17 protein-coding genes, 1 tRNA gene and 1 pseudogene are annotated in these 13540 nt (G+C 64.4%); 3 read left to right on the plus strand and 16 right to left on the minus strand.

The annotated features are described in order from the left end of the window. Positions 1–81: 81 nt before the first annotated feature. On the plus strand, positions 82–381 hold the full coding sequence (locus HUK68_RS15765) for a hypothetical protein (RefSeq protein WP_175505042.1): 300 nt from the start codon (positions 82–84) through the stop codon (positions 379–381). Positions 382–494: 113 nt separating this feature from the next. On the opposite strand, the gene HUK68_RS15770 is transcribed toward HUK68_RS15765, so the two are convergent. From HUK68_RS15770 to petA, 6 genes are all read right to left on the minus strand, one after another. Continuing rightward, positions 495–570 (minus strand) — tRNA-Thr (locus HUK68_RS15770). A 53-nt stretch (positions 571–623) separates the two neighbouring features. After that, positions 624–1115 carry a ClpXP protease specificity-enhancing factor gene (locus tag HUK68_RS15775; RefSeq protein WP_175505043.1) on the minus strand — a complete coding sequence of 164 codons (492 nt, stop codon included), beginning with the start codon at positions 1113–1115 and terminating at the stop codon, positions 624–626. A gap of 16 nt (positions 1116–1131) precedes the next feature. Further along, a complete protein-coding gene (locus HUK68_RS15780) occupies positions 1132–1743 on the minus strand; it encodes a glutathione S-transferase N-terminal domain-containing protein (RefSeq protein WP_175505044.1) in 612 nt (203 codons plus the stop codon). Positions 1744–1845: 102 nt separating this feature from the next. Beyond that, on the minus strand, positions 1846–2601 hold the full coding sequence (locus HUK68_RS15785; RefSeq protein WP_175505045.1) for a cytochrome c1: 756 nt from the start codon (positions 2599–2601) through the stop codon (positions 1846–1848). Positions 2602–2615: 14 nt separating this feature from the next. Then, positions 2616–4031: a cytochrome b gene (locus HUK68_RS15790; protein ID WP_175505046.1), complete on the minus strand. Its 1416-nt coding sequence runs from the start codon at positions 4029–4031 to the stop codon at positions 2616–2618. Positions 4032–4042: 11 nt separating this feature from the next. Beyond that, positions 4043–4639: a ubiquinol-cytochrome c reductase iron-sulfur subunit gene (gene petA, locus HUK68_RS15795; protein WP_175505047.1), complete on the minus strand. Its 597-nt coding sequence runs from the start codon at positions 4637–4639 to the stop codon at positions 4043–4045. 153 nt (positions 4640–4792) lie between these two features. Here petA and mscL point away from each other — a divergent pair, with 153 nt between their 5' ends. Then, positions 4793–5230, plus strand: coding sequence for a large conductance mechanosensitive channel protein MscL (gene mscL / locus HUK68_RS15800; RefSeq protein WP_175505048.1), 438 nt, complete (start codon positions 4793–4795; stop codon positions 5228–5230). 197 nt (positions 5231–5427) lie between these two features. Here the strand turns inward: mscL and pdxA are convergent, their stop codons facing one another. The 3 genes from pdxA to HUK68_RS15815 are packed head-to-tail and all read right to left on the minus strand — an operon-like array spanning position 5428 to position 8599. Beyond that, positions 5428–6477 carry a 4-hydroxythreonine-4-phosphate dehydrogenase PdxA gene (gene pdxA, locus HUK68_RS15805; RefSeq protein ID WP_175505049.1) on the minus strand — a complete coding sequence of 350 codons (1050 nt, stop codon included), beginning with the start codon at positions 6475–6477 and terminating at the stop codon, positions 5428–5430. Positions 6478–6480: 3 nt separating this feature from the next. After that, complete coding sequence (locus HUK68_RS15810; protein ID WP_175505050.1) at positions 6481–7236, minus strand: Nif3-like dinuclear metal center hexameric protein; 756 nt, start codon at positions 7234–7236, stop codon at positions 6481–6483. A 31-nt stretch (positions 7237–7267) separates the two neighbouring features. Continuing rightward, on the minus strand, positions 7268–8599 hold the full coding sequence (locus HUK68_RS15815; protein ID WP_175505051.1) for an MFS transporter: 1332 nt from the start codon (positions 8597–8599) through the stop codon (positions 7268–7270). Positions 8600–8883: 284 nt separating this feature from the next. Here HUK68_RS15815 and HUK68_RS15820 point away from each other — a divergent pair, with 284 nt between their 5' ends. Further along, on the plus strand, positions 8884–10038 hold the full coding sequence (locus tag HUK68_RS15820; RefSeq protein ID WP_175505052.1) for a Do family serine endopeptidase: 1155 nt from the start codon (positions 8884–8886) through the stop codon (positions 10036–10038). A gap of 65 nt (positions 10039–10103) precedes the next feature. Here the strand turns inward: HUK68_RS15820 and tatC are convergent, their stop codons facing one another. The 7 genes and pseudogenes from tatC to hisI form a co-directional block, all read right to left on the minus strand. Beyond that, positions 10104–10907: a twin-arginine translocase subunit TatC gene (gene tatC / locus HUK68_RS15825; protein WP_175505053.1), complete on the minus strand. Its 804-nt coding sequence runs from the start codon at positions 10905–10907 to the stop codon at positions 10104–10106. Positions 10908–11015: 108 nt separating this feature from the next. Next, positions 11016–11504 carry a Sec-independent protein translocase protein TatB gene (gene tatB, locus HUK68_RS15830; protein WP_175505054.1) on the minus strand — a complete coding sequence of 163 codons (489 nt, stop codon included), beginning with the start codon at positions 11502–11504 and terminating at the stop codon, positions 11016–11018. A 20-nt stretch (positions 11505–11524) separates the two neighbouring features. Next, positions 11525–11785 carry a Sec-independent protein translocase subunit TatA gene (gene tatA, locus HUK68_RS15835; protein WP_175505055.1) on the minus strand — a complete coding sequence of 87 codons (261 nt, stop codon included), beginning with the start codon at positions 11783–11785 and terminating at the stop codon, positions 11525–11527. A gap of 83 nt (positions 11786–11868) precedes the next feature. Next, complete coding sequence (locus HUK68_RS15840) at positions 11869–12225, minus strand: histidine triad nucleotide-binding protein (protein WP_175505056.1); 357 nt, start codon at positions 12223–12225, stop codon at positions 11869–11871. A gap of 69 nt (positions 12226–12294) precedes the next feature. Next, a complete protein-coding gene (locus tag HUK68_RS15845; RefSeq protein WP_175505057.1) occupies positions 12295–12687 on the minus strand; it encodes a DUF4870 family protein in 393 nt (130 codons plus the stop codon). Beyond that, positions 12654–13079 (minus strand): phosphoribosyl-ATP diphosphatase, encoded by a 426-nt coding sequence (locus tag HUK68_RS15850; protein WP_175505058.1) that lies wholly within the window; start codon positions 13077–13079, stop codon positions 12654–12656. Before HUK68_RS15850 ends, HUK68_RS15845 begins: the two co-directional genes overlap by 34 nt. 7 nt (positions 13080–13086) lie before the next feature. Continuing rightward, positions 13087–13479 (minus strand): annotated as a pseudogene (gene hisI, locus HUK68_RS15855) (phosphoribosyl-AMP cyclohydrolase); the annotation flags it as partial. Positions 13480–13540 lie beyond the last annotated feature (61 nt).

Here is a 13540-nt window from a genome sequence, read left to right on the forward strand (position 1 = left end):
TACAGCAAGAATCCATAATGCGGAGACTGATTGATTCAATGATTCTAACTGCCTCATTCCGTGCGGGGCATGCCTTGCCCAATGAACCGACGCAACTACCCCATTTCCCTGCAACAGGCGGCCGCGTCTTCGCCCACGCTGGCCAAGCTGGTGGCAATGACGCAGGATTCCTCGGCCCGCCTGCAGGCCATCCAGCCGCTGATGCCCATCACCTTGCGCAAGGTGGTGCAGGCCGGGCCGATCGAGGGCAGCTGCTGGTGCCTGCTGGTCAACAGCAATGCCGCGGCCGCCAAGCTGCGCCAGCTGCTGCCGGCATTTGCGGCGCATCTGCGCGTGAAGGGCTGGGATGTGACGGAAATCCGCCTGAAGGTCAATGCATAGGTGCGGCCGGCAAGGTGCGGCCGGCAAGGCGCAGCCGGTGAGGCTCAGCCAGCGAGGATCGAGCGGCAAGAAAACAAAAAACCCGCATGCGTGCGCATGCGGGTTTCTGTTTCTGGTGCCGGTTGTCGGAATCGAACTGACGACCTACCGCTTACAAGGCGGGTGCTCTACCAACTGAGCTAAACCGGCGAAGCCCGGATTCTAGCCTATGGAAAACGGGGACCCATCCAAAACGCGGATTTTTATTTGACGCGTTTGAGCGCCGGGCGCGCGCCTGCCGGTGTGGGCGGGCGCGGCGGCACGGGCGTGTCGTCGTCCGGCGTCACGAGTTGCATCACCGGTGCCTCGGCATCGCTTTCGGCGGGCGCGGCGTCCCGGCCCTCGTCGGCGGCTTCGACCTGCTGCGCGGTTTCCTCCGACAACGGGAAGGCCATGCCTTCGCCGGTTTCACGCGCATAGATCGCGATGACCCGGCCCACGGGCACCATGATGTCGCGCGGCTGGCCGCCGAAGCGGGCCTTGAACGCGATGAAGTCGTTGCCCAGCTGCAGGCTGCCGGTGGCGTCGTAGCTGGTGTTGAGCACGATTTCGCCGTCCTTGACGAACTCGCGCGGCACCTGGACCGTGTGGTCAACGCGCACCGCGAGATACGGGGTCAGGCCGTTGTCCGTGCACCACTCATGCAGCGCGCGGATCATGTACGGACGGGTGGAGCTGGATTCCGAGGCAGTCATGGCGTGGATCTCCAGCTTACTTGCGCATCACCTTTTCCGAAGGCGTCAGCGCTTCGATGTAGGCGGGACGCGAGAAGATGCGCTCGGCGTATTTCAGCAGCGGCGCGGCGTTCTTGCTCAGTTCGATGCCGTAGTAGTCGAGGCGCCACAGCAGCGGCGCGATCGCGACGTCGAGCATGGAGAAGTTCTCGCCCAGCATGTACTTGTTCTTCAGGAACACCGGCGCCAGCTGCGTCAGGCGGTCGCGGATGTGCGCACGCGCCTTCTCGATGGCCTTTTCGTTGCCCTTGACGTTGCGCGCCTCGAGGATGTTCACGTGCACGAACAGTTCCTTCTCGAAGTTCAGCAGGAACAGGCGCACGCGCGCGCGGTCCACCGGGTCGCCGGGCATCAGCTGGGGATGGGGGAAGCGCTCGTCGATGTACTCGTTGATGATGTTCGACTCGTACAGGATCAGGTCGCGCTCGACCAGGATGGGCACCTGGCCGTAGGGGTTCATCACATTGATGTCTTCGGGCTTGCTGTACAGGTCCACATCACGGATCTCGAAGTCCATGCCCTTTTCAAACAGCACGAAGCGGCAGCGGTGGGAAAAGGGGCAGGTCGTTCCCGAATAAAGCACCATCATGGTGAAGGCTCCTAAAAATCAAAAAGAGTGGGACGCCTGAAGCGCCCACTCTGCACCGATCCGGCGGGGAACACGCAAGCGTCCCCGGGCATGGACCGTCCGTTACTTGACGTCTTTCCAGAATGCGGCGTTCAAGCGCCAGGCAATCACGATGAAGACTCCGAGGAAAAGCAGCACGCCGACACCGATGCGAATACGGCTGTTCTGTGCGGGCTCACCCATCCACTGGAGGTAATTCACCAAGTCGCCAACGGCCTGATCGTACTGCACGGGCGTCATCGCGCCCGGAGATACCTGTTCCCAGCCCTTGAAAACCTGGGTTTTCTTGCCGTGGACGTCGTGCTCTTCAAACACTGCGCGGCGCTCGCCCTGCAATTGCCACAGCGCATGCGGCATGCCGACGCTGGGGAAGGCCAGGTTGTTCCAGCCCGTGGGCTTGGTTTCGTCGCGGTAGAAGGTGCGCAGGAAGGTATAGAGGTAGTCGGCGCCCGAGCCGCCGGAGCCGGCACGCGAGCGCGCGATCACCGTCAGGTCGGGCGGATTGCCGCCGAACCAGTCCTTGGCCTGGCGCGGGTCGATCGCGGCCTTCATGGTCTCGCCGACCTTGTCGGTCGTGAACAGCAGGTTGTCCTTGATCTCCTGGTCGGTCAGGCCGATGTCCTTGAGCCGGTTGTAGCGCATGAACGCCGCCGAGTGGCAGCTCAGGCAGTAGTTGACGAACAGCTTGGCGCCGTTTTGCAGCGAGGCCTGGTCGTTGGTCTTGACGGGCGCCTTGTCCCAGGCGATGCCGCCTTCGGCAGCCTGCGCGCCGGCAACGAATCCCAGGGCGGCGATCAGCGTGAGGATCAGTTTTTTCATTCTTGTTCTCCGGCTCAGTGCGGCTTGAAGGTCACGCGGTCGGGCACGGGTTTGGGCGTGCCCAGGCGGCTCCACCAGGGCATCAGCAGGAAGAAGCCGAAATAAAACAGCGTGCCCACCTGCGAGATGCGCTCGAACACCGGCGACGGCGGCTTCACGCCCAGGTAGCCCAGCACAATGAAATTCACGACGAACACCGCGTAGACATACTTGTGCCAGTCGGGACGGTAGCGGATCGACTTGACCGGGCTGTGGTCGAGCCAGGGCAGCGCGAACAGGATCACCACCGCGCCGCCCATCACGACCACGCCCCAGAATTTGGCGTCGATGGCCAGCATCAGTGCGATGGCCACGACTGCGACCACGGCCACCCCGCCCTTCACGACCGACGGCAGGCGCGACTTGAACACGCCGAAGCCGGCGCCCAGCGCCACGCAGGCAATCAGCACATACATCATCTCGGTGGTGATCGCGCGCAGCATCGAATAGAAGGGCGTGAAGTACCACACCGGCGCGATGTGCGACGGCGTCTTCAGCGGATCGGCCGGGATGAAGTTGTTGTATTCAAGGAAGTAGCCGCCGAACTCGGGCGCGAAGAACACCACGGCCGAGAACAGGAACAGGAACACGCAGACACCGAGGATGTCGTGCACCGTGTAGTAGGGATGGAAGGGCACGCCGTCGAGCGGGCGGCCTTTTTCGTCCTTGGGTGCGTTCGGTCCCTTGATCTCGATGCCGTCGGGGTTGTTCGAGCCGACGTCGTGCAGCGCCAGCAGGTGGGCCACGACCAGGCCCAGCAGCACCAGCGGCACGGCAATGACGTGGAAGCTGAAGAAGCGGTTGAGCGTGGCATCGCCCACCACGTAGTCGCCGCGGATCAGCAGCGCCAGGTCGGGACCGATGAAGGGAATCGCGGCAAACAGGTTGACGATCACCTGCGCACCCCAGTACGACATCTGGCCCCAGGGCAGCAGATAACCCATGAAGGCTTCGGCCATCAGCGCCAGGAAGATCGCGCAGCCGAAGATCCAGACCAGCTCGCGCGGCTTGCGGTACGAACCGTAGAGCAGGCCGCGGAACATGTGCAGGTAGACCACGACGAAGAACGCCGAGGCGCCCGTCGAGTGGATATAGCGGATCAGCCAGCCCCAGGGCACGTCGCGCATGATGTACTCGACCGACTCGAAGGCCTTGGCCGCGTCGGGCTTGTAGTGCATCACCAGGAAGATGCCGGTGACGATCTGGATCACCAGCACCAGCAGCGCCAGCGAGCCGAAGATGTACCAGAAGTTGAAGTTCTTCGGAGCGTAGTACTCCGACATATGGACGCGGTAGGCATCGAAAGCCGTGGGAAACCGGTTCTCGAACCAGTTCGTGACTTTCGCGCCCGTCGTGGCGTTGGGGGAGATGTCCTTGAATTCGTGTGCCATGTCGTGGTCCCTCAGGCCTTGTCTTCACCGATCAGGAGCTTGGTCTCCGACAGGTACATGTGGGGCGGCACTTCCAGGTTGTCCGGAGCCGGCTTGTTCTTGAAGACGCGGCCGGCCATGTCGAAGGTCGAGCCATGGCAGGGGCACAGGAAACCGCCCTTCCAGTCATCGGGCAGCGAGGGTTGCGGGCCGGCCTGGAGCTTGTCGGTGGGCGAGCAGCCCAGGTGGGTGCAGATGCCCACGGCGACCAGGATCTCGGGCTTGATCGAGCGGTGCTCGTTGCGTGCGTATTCGGGGGTCAGTTCCGCGGGCTTGCGCTCGGACTTGGGATCGGCCAGTTGCGCATCGAGCTTGGGCAGGTCGGCAAGCTGCTCGGGCGAGCGCTTGATGATCCAGACCGGCTTGCCGCGCCACTCCACCGTGACCTTCTCGCCGGGCTTGAGGGCGGAGATATCCACCTCAACTGCCGCGCCTGCTGCCTTGGCCTTTTCGGACGGCTGGAAGGTGCTCACAAAAGGGACGGCAGTTGCCACGCCGCCCACCGCACCCGCGCAGGCCGACGTGATGATCCACGTGCGCTTGCTGGAGTCGATTGGAGTATCACTCATGGGGATCCTCGATATAGATCGCTATTATTGGGGGGTCAACGGCAAATTGTAGCGGGGTGAGTGTGGTTATTCCATGCGGTATTTGCCCGTTGACAATGACCTAGGTCAAGCAATACTGGGATATTTGCCGATCCACCAACCGGGAGCATTCGCATGGGCATGATGCAGGAATTCCGTGAGTTCGCCGTCAAGGGAAACGTCATTGACTTGGCGGTAGGCGTGATCATTGGCGGCGCGTTCGGCAAGATCGTCGACTCGGTCGTATCCGACCTGATCATGCCCGTCGTCGGCCTGGTGTTCGGCAAGCTCGACTTCTCCAACCTGTTCCTGGTGCTGGGAACGGTGCCCGAGGGCACGGCGCGCACGCTCGACGCACTGCGCAAGGCCGGCGTGCCGGTGCTGGCTTATGGCAGCTTCATCACGGTGGCCGTCAACTTCCTCATCCTGGCATTCATCATCTTCCTGATGATCAAGCAGATCAACCGCCTCAAGCGCAACGCGCCGCCGCCCGTGGTGGTGGTGGCGGAAACGCCCGAGGATGTGGTCCTGCTGCGCGAGATCCGCGACAGCCTCATTCGAAACACCCCCTGAGCCGCTCACGCCCTGGGCGGGCCCCGGCTTCCCCCTCTCAACCTTCGGTGGAGGGGGGCGCCCGGCTGAGGGACGCCACCATCGCTGCGGGGCGGCCCTTGCTCGGTGTTCCCTTGCTGGAGCAAGGTGGCTTTATAGGCCAGGGACTGAAAACGGCACTCCGCGCCTAACTACCAGTTCCATTGGGCACGTCCTGCTTATCCTAAAAGCTGCCGTGCCATGTGCACGGCGGCAATCAGGCTCGATGCATCCGCGATGCCCTGGCCCGCAATGTCGAAGGCCGTGCCGTGGTCGGGGCTGGTGCGCACCAGCGGCAGGCCCAGGGTCACATTGACGCCCTGCTCCACTCCGAGGTACTTCACCGGGATCAGGCCCTGGTCGTGGTACATCGCCAGCACCACGTCGAACTCGCCCGGATGGCCGGGCGCGTTGCGCGCGCGCATGAAGACCGTGTCGGGCGCAAACGGGCCATGCACATCCATGCCCTGCGCCCGCGCGGCGGCAATGGCCGGCGCGATGGTCTCGATCTCCTCGCGGCCGAACAATCCGCCCTCGCCCGCATGCGGATTGAGGCCGGCCACGGCAATGCGCGGCGCGCGCCCGAGCGTGCGCGACAGTGCCAGATGGGTGATGCGCAGCGTCTCGCGCACCTGCGGTTCGGTGACGGCCTCGAGCGCGTCGCGCAGCGACATGTGGATGCTCACCAGCACCGTGCGCAGCTCGTCGTTGGCCAGCATCATGCGCACCGGCATCTCGGCCAGCGTCACTCCCGCATGGGCCGCGGCCGCGGCCTGCAGCAGTTCGGTATGGCCGGGGAAATCGACGCCGGCCAGCGCCAGCGCTTCCTTGTGCAATGGGGCGGTGACGAGCGCCGCGATACGCCCCTGCAACGCCGCCGTGGCCGCCCATTCGACGCAGCGCGCGGCCGCAACGCCGGCATCGCGTGAAATCTCGCCCCAGGGCGCGGGCCCGGGCAGGCCAGCCAGCGGCAGCAAAGGCAGGCAGCGCGGCGGCACGCTCCAGGCCTCCTCGGGATGGTCGATGACCGCCACCGGCAGCGCCGTGTCGCCGGCACGCGTCACCGCGGCTGCGGCGCGCCGCAGCGTTTGCAACTCGCCGACGATGAAGCAGCCGCGCAGCGTTTCAGGCGCATCGCGGAATGCCTTGGCAATGGTTTCGGGGCCGATGCCGGCGCAGTCGCCCTGCGTGATGGCAATGGCGCGGGCCGCGGATTCAGGCAGGGTCATGGCTCAGGCCGGGTTGTCGATTTCAACGAACACATGGTCCAGGCCATGCGCGGCCGCGACATGGGCCGCGACCGCGGGCGCGCCATAGCGTTCGGTCGCATGGTGGCCCGCGGCAATGAAGGCCACGCCGGTCTCGCGCGACAGATGGGCTTGCGGTTCGGAGATCTCGCCGGTCAGGAACAGGTCGGCGCCGGCGGCAATGGCCGGCTCGAAGAAGCCCTGCGCGCCGCCCGTGCACCAGGCGATCTGGCGGATGGGCCGGCCGTCGCCCGGCAGGCATACCGCCTCGCGGCCCAGCACCTGCTGCACATGCGTCGCGACCTGCGCCGCATCGGTGGCGGGCGCGGGCAAGGCGCCAAGCCAGCCCAGTTCCTGTTCGCCGAAGCGGCCTTGCGCCTCCCAGCCCAGGCGCAGGCCCAGCTGCGCGTTGTTGCCCAGCTCGGGGTGCGCATCGAGCGGCAGGTGGTAGGCAAACAGGTTGATGTCATGCGCCAGCAGCAGGCGCAGGCGCTCTTTCATCCAGCCCGTGACACGGCCGTCGTGGCCGCGCCAGAACAGGCCGTGGTGCACGAAAATGGCATCGGCCTGCAGGTCGATGGCGGCCTCGATCAGTGCCCGGCTGGCAGTGACGCCACTGACCAGCCGGGAGATGCGGGGCTTGCCTTCGACCTGCAGGCCGTTGGGTCCGTAGTCCTTGAAGCGTTGGGGCTGCAGCAGGTCATCGAGACTGCCCAGCAGGTCTTGGCGCGAGAGGGTCATGGCGCGATTGTCGCATCCATGCCCCCGAACCTCAGGACTTTTCGCTGCGGACCTGCCAGCCCTTGTACGACAGGGGCCAGAAAGCCAGTGCCACGCCCAGGATGCCCATCGCACCGACGTAGTGGGCCGGGAACAGGTGGTCGTATTGCTGGCCGACGCTGATCAGCACCGGCGTCAGGCCGCCAAACACCGCATAGGCCATGTTGTAGGAGAACGACAAGCCCGAGAAGCGCACGGCCGGCGGGAAAGCCCGCACGCCGACGATGGGCAGCAGCGAGATCGAGCCGACGAAGAAACCGACCAGCGCGTACAGCGCGATGAGCGATGTGGGCGTACCCGGCAGGCCCAGGTAGAACAGGTAGGCGGTCACGGTCATGCCGCCCCAGCCGACGATCATCACCGCCTTGGTGCCGAAGCGGTCGGTGGCCCAGCCCGTGAACAGGCAGCCGATGGTAAGCATCAGCGTGGCGGCCACGTTGGCCTGCAGCGACAGCGCCGCGGGAATCTGGAACACCTTCTGCAGATAGGCGGGCGTGAACAGGATCACCACGACGATGGCCGTGGACAGCACCCAGGTCATCAGCGCCACCAGCACGATGGCCGGACGGTGCTCGCGCAGGATGGTCTTGAGCGGCAGCTCGCGGCCGATCTTCTTGCGTTCGGCGAGTTCCTTGAAGATCGGCGTCTCTTCCAGGAAGCGGCGCAGGTACACCGACACCATGCCGAATACGCCGCCCAGGATGAACGGAATGCGCCAGGCATAGGCATTGATCTCGCTGGTGCTGAACCAGCTGTTGATGCCCACGGCAATCAGCGAGCCCAGCAGGATGCCGCCGGTGATGCCGGCCGTCAGCGTGCCCACGGCCAGGCCGTAGTGCTTTTGCGGCACGTGCTCGGCCACGAAGACCCAGGCGCCAGGCATTTCGCCGCCGATGGCCGCGCCTTGCAGCACGCGCATCGCCAGCAGCAGCAGCGGCGCGGCAATGCCGATGGCCTCGTAGGTCGGCAACAGGCCGATCACCAGCGTCGGCAGCGACATCAGGAAGATCGACAGCGTGAACATCTTCTTGCGGCCCAGGATGTCGCCATAGTGCGCAATGATGATGCCGCCCAGGGGCCGTGCCAGGTAGCCGGCGGCGAAGATGCCCAGCGTCTGCAGCTGGCGCAGCCATTCGGGCATCTGCTCGGGGAAGAACAGGCGGCCCAGCACATTGGCAAAGAAGATGTAGACGACGAAGTCGTAGAACTCAAGCGTTCCGCCGAGGGCCGACAGCCCCAGGGTCTTGTAGTCCTTCTTCGTCAACGGTCGGGCCGGCGCACCGTCGGGCAAGGCCTTGCCGGTGGAGTAATCAAGCGTAGTCATGGCGTTCGCAGAAAAGAGTCAACAACAAAACAGCGCAGCTGCCGCAACCACGGATGGTGGACGGCAACCGGTTCTTCCAATGCCTGGGTGAGGAAAAAGTGACTAGCCTCCCGCAAGGATGTAACGGGACTTTAGTGAACGCAGCCTGGCGCAGTTGTTGCAATTCTAGGGTTTCACCCTAACCTGTATGCGCAACCCCGGTACTCCGGGGCCGGACCATGCTGCTTGCGCGCCCATGCGCTTGCAGCACAATGGCTGCTTGTTTCACCTTGCAGATGGATTTCATGAAGCGCACCTGGCTTTTGTTTTCCCAGGCCGTGACCGTGCTGGTTGCCGCCTATTTCGTTGTTGCCACGCTGCAGCCTGACTGGTTGCGCGGCCGTACGACCATGACCAGTGCCGGCGTGTCGCTGATCGAGGCGCCGCCGGTCCCCGCGGGCACCGTCGCGCCGGGCAGCTTCAGCGGCGCCGCGCGCAAGGCCGCGCCTGCCGTCGTGAGCATCAACACCAGCAAGGCCGTGCGCCACCCGCGCAGCAACGACCCCTGGTTCCAGTTCTTCTTTGGCGACCAGGGCACGCAGGAGCAGACCGGCCTGGGCAGCGGCGTCATCATCAGCCCCGACGGCTACATCCTGACCAACAACCATGTGGTCGAAGGCGCGGACGACATCGAAGTCACGCTGACCGACAGCCGCCAGGCCAAGGCCAGCGTCATCGGCACCGACCCCGAAACCGACCTGGCGATCCTGAAGATCGCGCTCGACAAGCTGCCGGTCATCGTGCTGGGCAATTCCGACCAGCTCGCGGTCGGCGACCAGGTGCTGGCCATCGGCAACCCGTTTGGCGTGGGCCAGACCGTGACCAGCGGCATCGTCAGCGCGCTGGGCCGCAGCCAGCTGGGCATCAACACCTTCGAGAACTTCATCCAGACCGATGCCGCCATCAACCCCGGCAACTCGGGCGGCGCGCTGGTCGACGTCAACGGCAACCTGCTGGGCATCAATACCGCGATCTACTCGCGCTCGGGCGGCAGCATGGGTATCGGCTTCGCGATTCCGGTGTCCACGGCCAAGATGGTGCTCGACAGCATCGTCAAGGACGGGCATGTGACGCGCGGCTGGATCGGCGTCGAACCCAACGAGCTCTCGCCCGAACTCGCCGAGACCTTTGGCGTCAAGCCGGGCGCGGGCGTGATCGTCACCGGCGTGCTCCAGGCCGGCCCCGCGGCCCAGGCCGGCATGCGCCCCGGCGACGTGATCCAGCAGGTCGACGGCAAACCGGTGCGCACCGTGTCCGAGCTGCTCACCACGGTGGCCGGCCTGACACCGGGCACCGCCGCCGATTTCGAGCTGCGCCGCGGTGATTCGGAAGTCACCATCAAGGTCACGCCAACGGCGCGCCCCAACCAGGCGCAACGCGGCGCGCAACCCCGGCGCTGACGGTCCAGGCAAGCCATGAAAAAAAGCGGCCGATGGCCGCTTTTTTCATGTCCTGCAAAGCCGGATCACTTGTCCGGTGAGGCCGACGCTTCTTCCTCTTCGCTGCCTGGCGAGCGCGAGACCCGGTTGAACCAGCCCGCGCCGAGAATGCCGACTTCGTAAAGAATGCACATCGGAATCGCCAGCGCCAGCTGCGAGATCACATCGGGCGGCGTGACCACGGCGGCAATGACGAACGACACCACGACGAAGTAGCCGCGGAAGGCCTTGAGCTTGGCGATTTCGACCAGATTGAAACGCACCAGCAGCATCACCACGATCGGCACCTGGAACGCCAGGCCAAACGCGAGATACAGCGACAGGATGGCCTCGACATACGACGCGATGTCCGGGGTGGCCGCCACGCTGTCGGGCGTGAAGCCCTGGATGAAGGCAAACATCTTGTCGAGCACGAAGAACTGCACGAAGGCAATGCCGACATAGGCCAGCAGGCTGCCGAAAAGGATCAGCGGCAGCGCGAAGCGCTTCTCATGGCTGTAGAGGCCGGGAGACACGAAGGCCCACATCTGGTACATGATCCACGGCAGCGTAGCCAGCACGCCGACCATGCCCAGCACCTTGATCGGCACGAAGAACGGCGTGAACACGCCAACCGCAATCAGCTTGGCGTCGGGCGGCATGTGCGCCTTGATCGGATGCGAGATGAAATCGATCAGGCCGTTCGGGCCGGGCCACAGCGCCAGCAGCGCCACGGCAATGGCAATGCCGTAGATGCAATACAGCAGGCGGTTGCGCAGCTCCAGCAGGTGCTGCACGAATGGCTGCTCGGTGCCGGCCAGCTCGTCTTCTTTGGAGGAATTGTCTGCCATGGTGGGGTTGCGGGCCGTCAGGCCCTGACACATTTCGGAAAGACCAATAAAAAAGCGCGCAGCACGATGACTGCGCGGCCCTCGCCCCGTGCCTGCCCAAAGGCAGGCCTAGCGGAATTTCTGCGGACGAAAGCGCGCCACGCGCGCCGCACCCGATTGTGCCTTGCTGCGCACGCCCGCACGCGCCTTGTACCACTGGGGCACGGCGGCACGCTTGACGCGCCAGTTCTTGCGCGGATGGGTGTAGGCGGGCACCACGCTGCGCCCCAGGTCTTCATACGACGGCGTGTAGCTGCCGGAAGCGGTGTCCGACGCATCGCCGAGGCTGGAATTCCAGTCCTTCTCGAAGTCGCTGGCGCTGGTGTGAATGGTCTGCTCGACATCGCGCGCCGCCCCTTCCACCGATTCCTTCATCTTCTTGAGCTCATCGAGCTCCATCGAGCGGTTGACCTCGGCTTTCACATCGGCGACATAGCGCTGGGCCTTGCCAAGCAAGGTCCCCACGGTACGCGCCACGCGCGGCAGCTTCTCCGGCCCGATGACAATCAATGCCACCGCGCCGATCAGCGCCATCTTGGACAGGCCAATATCAATCATGCATGCAGCGCCTCAGCGCTTCAGAGCTTTTGCTTGGCTTCGACGTCGATGGTGGCCTTGTCGGCCGCGGTCTGGTTGACGACCTGGCCAGGAGCCGGCGTGACGCCCGGCGTGGCAGTGCCCGGCGCTGCCGGATCCGTACCGCCGTCCTTGACGCCATCCTTGAAGCCCTTGACCGCGCCGCCCAGATCGGAGCCGAGGTTCTTGAGCTTCTTGGTGCCGAACACCATGACGACGATGAGCAGCACGATCAGCCAGTGCCAGATGGAAAAGGAACCCATGTGTATCTCCTAACGAATTCGGAACATTTTAGACGGCGTGCGTGAAGGCTTGATGAATCGCCCTTTTCGCCACACAGCCGTCATTAACCTTTGAGCCACGGACGCGGACCGCCCATGATGTGCATGTGCAGGTGGTGGATTTCCTGCCCGCCCTCGGTGCCGGTGTTGATCACCACGCGGAAGCCGCCTTCGGGATAGGGATTCGCGCCCTGTTCCTGCGCCAGTTGGGGCGCGAGCGTGAGCATGTGGCCCAGCAGGCCGGCATCCTCGGGCTGGACCTGGGCCATCGATGCAATGTGCTTTTTCGGCAGCATCAGGAAGTGGATCGGCGCGCCGGGGTGGATGTCGTGAAACGCAAAGACCTGATCGTCCTCGTACACCTTGCGCGAGGGAATCTGGCCGGCAATGATCTTGCAGAAAAGGCAGTCGGGATCGTGCATGTCAGTGTGAACACAGGAAAAGGGCCGCGGCCGGCCTGGCGGCCTGCCGCGCAGGGGAAAAACGCTTCTTCAGGCTTCGACGGCCTGGTTCCGGTTCATTGCCACCATGCCGCGCACGATGCGGTACAGGAACCAGATGGAAATGACCACCCAGGCAATCCAGCCGGGGAAGAAGAACAGCAGCCACAGCGGCGCCGTGACCAGGTACAGCACACCGGCCCAGACCACACTGCGGATGCGCCAGGAGAAATGGCTGGCCTGCCAGGTGCCGGCGGCATCGCTGCGCTTGACCAGATCGATCACCAGTGCGATCACCAACAGCGCGATGCTGGGTTGCGCCGCAGGCACCACGGCAGCCACCGCCACGACCAGGTGCAGGACATAGCTGACCCAGCCCCAGGCTTTGAGGCCTTCAAAGCGCTCCGGATCTACGGTTTGGACGTCGACGATGTCATCACGCATGCAACTTCTCCTTCATCAATGGCGCGCTTTTGCGCTTTGCGCAGGGCTTTTTCCTCCAGGCCGCTCGTGCCTTCGCGGCGCTCGAGCTCGGCAATCACCTCTGCGGGATCGAGCCCGTAGTGGGACAGTGCCACCATCGTATGAAACCAGAGATCGGCCACCTCGTAAAGCAGTTTCCCCGGATCGGCCCCATGGTCGACATCCTTGGCCGCCATCACCACTTCCGTGGCCTCCTCGCCGATCTTCTTCAAGAAGGCGTCGGGCCCCTTGTGCAGCAGGCGCGCGACATAGCTTTTCTCGGGGTCGCCGCCATTGGCCACCTTGCGGCTTTCGATCACCGCGGCCAGCCGCGCGAGCGCGCCTTCGCTGGAATGATTTTCGGGAGCAGTCATCTGGAAATTACCGGTAAATGGTTTGAGGGTCCTTGAGCACCGGCTCCACCGGTGTCCAGGCGCCGTCCTTGAGCACGCTGTAGAAGCAGCTGTGGCGGCCCGTATGGCAGGCGATGCCGGGCTCGTGGCCCAGCTGGGTGATCTTCAGCAGCACCACGTCGTTGTCGCAGTCCAGGCGCATCTCATGCACCTGCTGCACATGGCCCGACTCCTCGCCCTTGAACCACAAGCGGTTGCGCGAGCGGCTGAAATAGACCGCACGGCCCAGCTCGGCGGTCTTCTCGAGCGCTTCGCGGTTCATCCAGGCAAACATCAGCACGTCGCCCGTGGCGTGCTCCTGCGCAATGACGGGCACCAGGCCCTGCGCATCCCATTTCACTTGATCGAGCCAGTTCATGCTTTGATTGTCGTTGAGTTTTCGTTGAAGTCAGCGCCGCCGCCGGGCCGCGCCTGGGCGGCCC

Source organism: Comamonas antarctica, assembly GCF_013363755.1.
Taxonomy (GTDB): Bacteria; Pseudomonadota; Gammaproteobacteria; order Burkholderiales; family Burkholderiaceae_C; genus Comamonas; species Comamonas antarctica.

Excerpts from the sequence above, each read along its gene's own strand:
- HUK68_RS15765 (WP_175505042.1), top strand. The coding sequence starts at position 82 with ATGAACCGACGCAACTACCCCATTTCCCTGCAACAGGCGGCCGCGTCT.
- HUK68_RS15775 (WP_175505043.1), bottom strand. The coding sequence starts at position 1,115 with ATGACTGCCTCGGAATCCAGCTCCACCCGTCCGTACATGATCCGCGCG.
- HUK68_RS15780 (WP_175505044.1), bottom strand. The coding sequence starts at position 1,743 with ATGATGGTGCTTTATTCGGGAACGACCTGCCCCTTTTCCCACCGCTGC.
- HUK68_RS15785 (WP_175505045.1), bottom strand. The coding sequence starts at position 2,601 with ATGAAAAAACTGATCCTCACGCTGATCGCCGCCCTGGGATTCGTTGCC.
- HUK68_RS15790 (WP_175505046.1), bottom strand. The coding sequence starts at position 4,031 with ATGGCACACGAATTCAAGGACATCTCCCCCAACGCCACGACGGGCGCG.
- petA (WP_175505047.1), bottom strand. The coding sequence starts at position 4,639 with ATGAGTGATACTCCAATCGACTCCAGCAAGCGCACGTGGATCATCACG.
- mscL (WP_175505048.1), top strand. The coding sequence starts at position 4,793 with ATGGGCATGATGCAGGAATTCCGTGAGTTCGCCGTCAAGGGAAACGTC.
- pdxA (WP_175505049.1), bottom strand. The coding sequence starts at position 6,477 with ATGACCCTGCCTGAATCCGCGGCCCGCGCCATTGCCATCACGCAGGGC.
- HUK68_RS15810 (WP_175505050.1), bottom strand. The coding sequence starts at position 7,236 with ATGACCCTCTCGCGCCAAGACCTGCTGGGCAGTCTCGATGACCTGCTG.
- HUK68_RS15815 (WP_175505051.1), bottom strand. The coding sequence starts at position 8,599 with ATGACTACGCTTGATTACTCCACCGGCAAGGCCTTGCCCGACGGTGCG.
- HUK68_RS15820 (WP_175505052.1), top strand. The coding sequence starts at position 8,884 with ATGAAGCGCACCTGGCTTTTGTTTTCCCAGGCCGTGACCGTGCTGGTT.
- tatC (WP_175505053.1), bottom strand. The coding sequence starts at position 10,907 with ATGGCAGACAATTCCTCCAAAGAAGACGAGCTGGCCGGCACCGAGCAG.
- tatB (WP_175505054.1), bottom strand. The coding sequence starts at position 11,504 with ATGATTGATATTGGCCTGTCCAAGATGGCGCTGATCGGCGCGGTGGCA.
- tatA (WP_175505055.1), bottom strand. The coding sequence starts at position 11,785 with ATGGGTTCCTTTTCCATCTGGCACTGGCTGATCGTGCTGCTCATCGTC.
- HUK68_RS15840 (WP_175505056.1), bottom strand. The coding sequence starts at position 12,225 with ATGCACGATCCCGACTGCCTTTTCTGCAAGATCATTGCCGGCCAGATT.
- HUK68_RS15845 (WP_175505057.1), bottom strand. The coding sequence starts at position 12,687 with ATGCGTGATGACATCGTCGACGTCCAAACCGTAGATCCGGAGCGCTTT.
- HUK68_RS15850 (WP_175505058.1), bottom strand. The coding sequence starts at position 13,079 with ATGACTGCTCCCGAAAATCATTCCAGCGAAGGCGCGCTCGCGCGGCTG.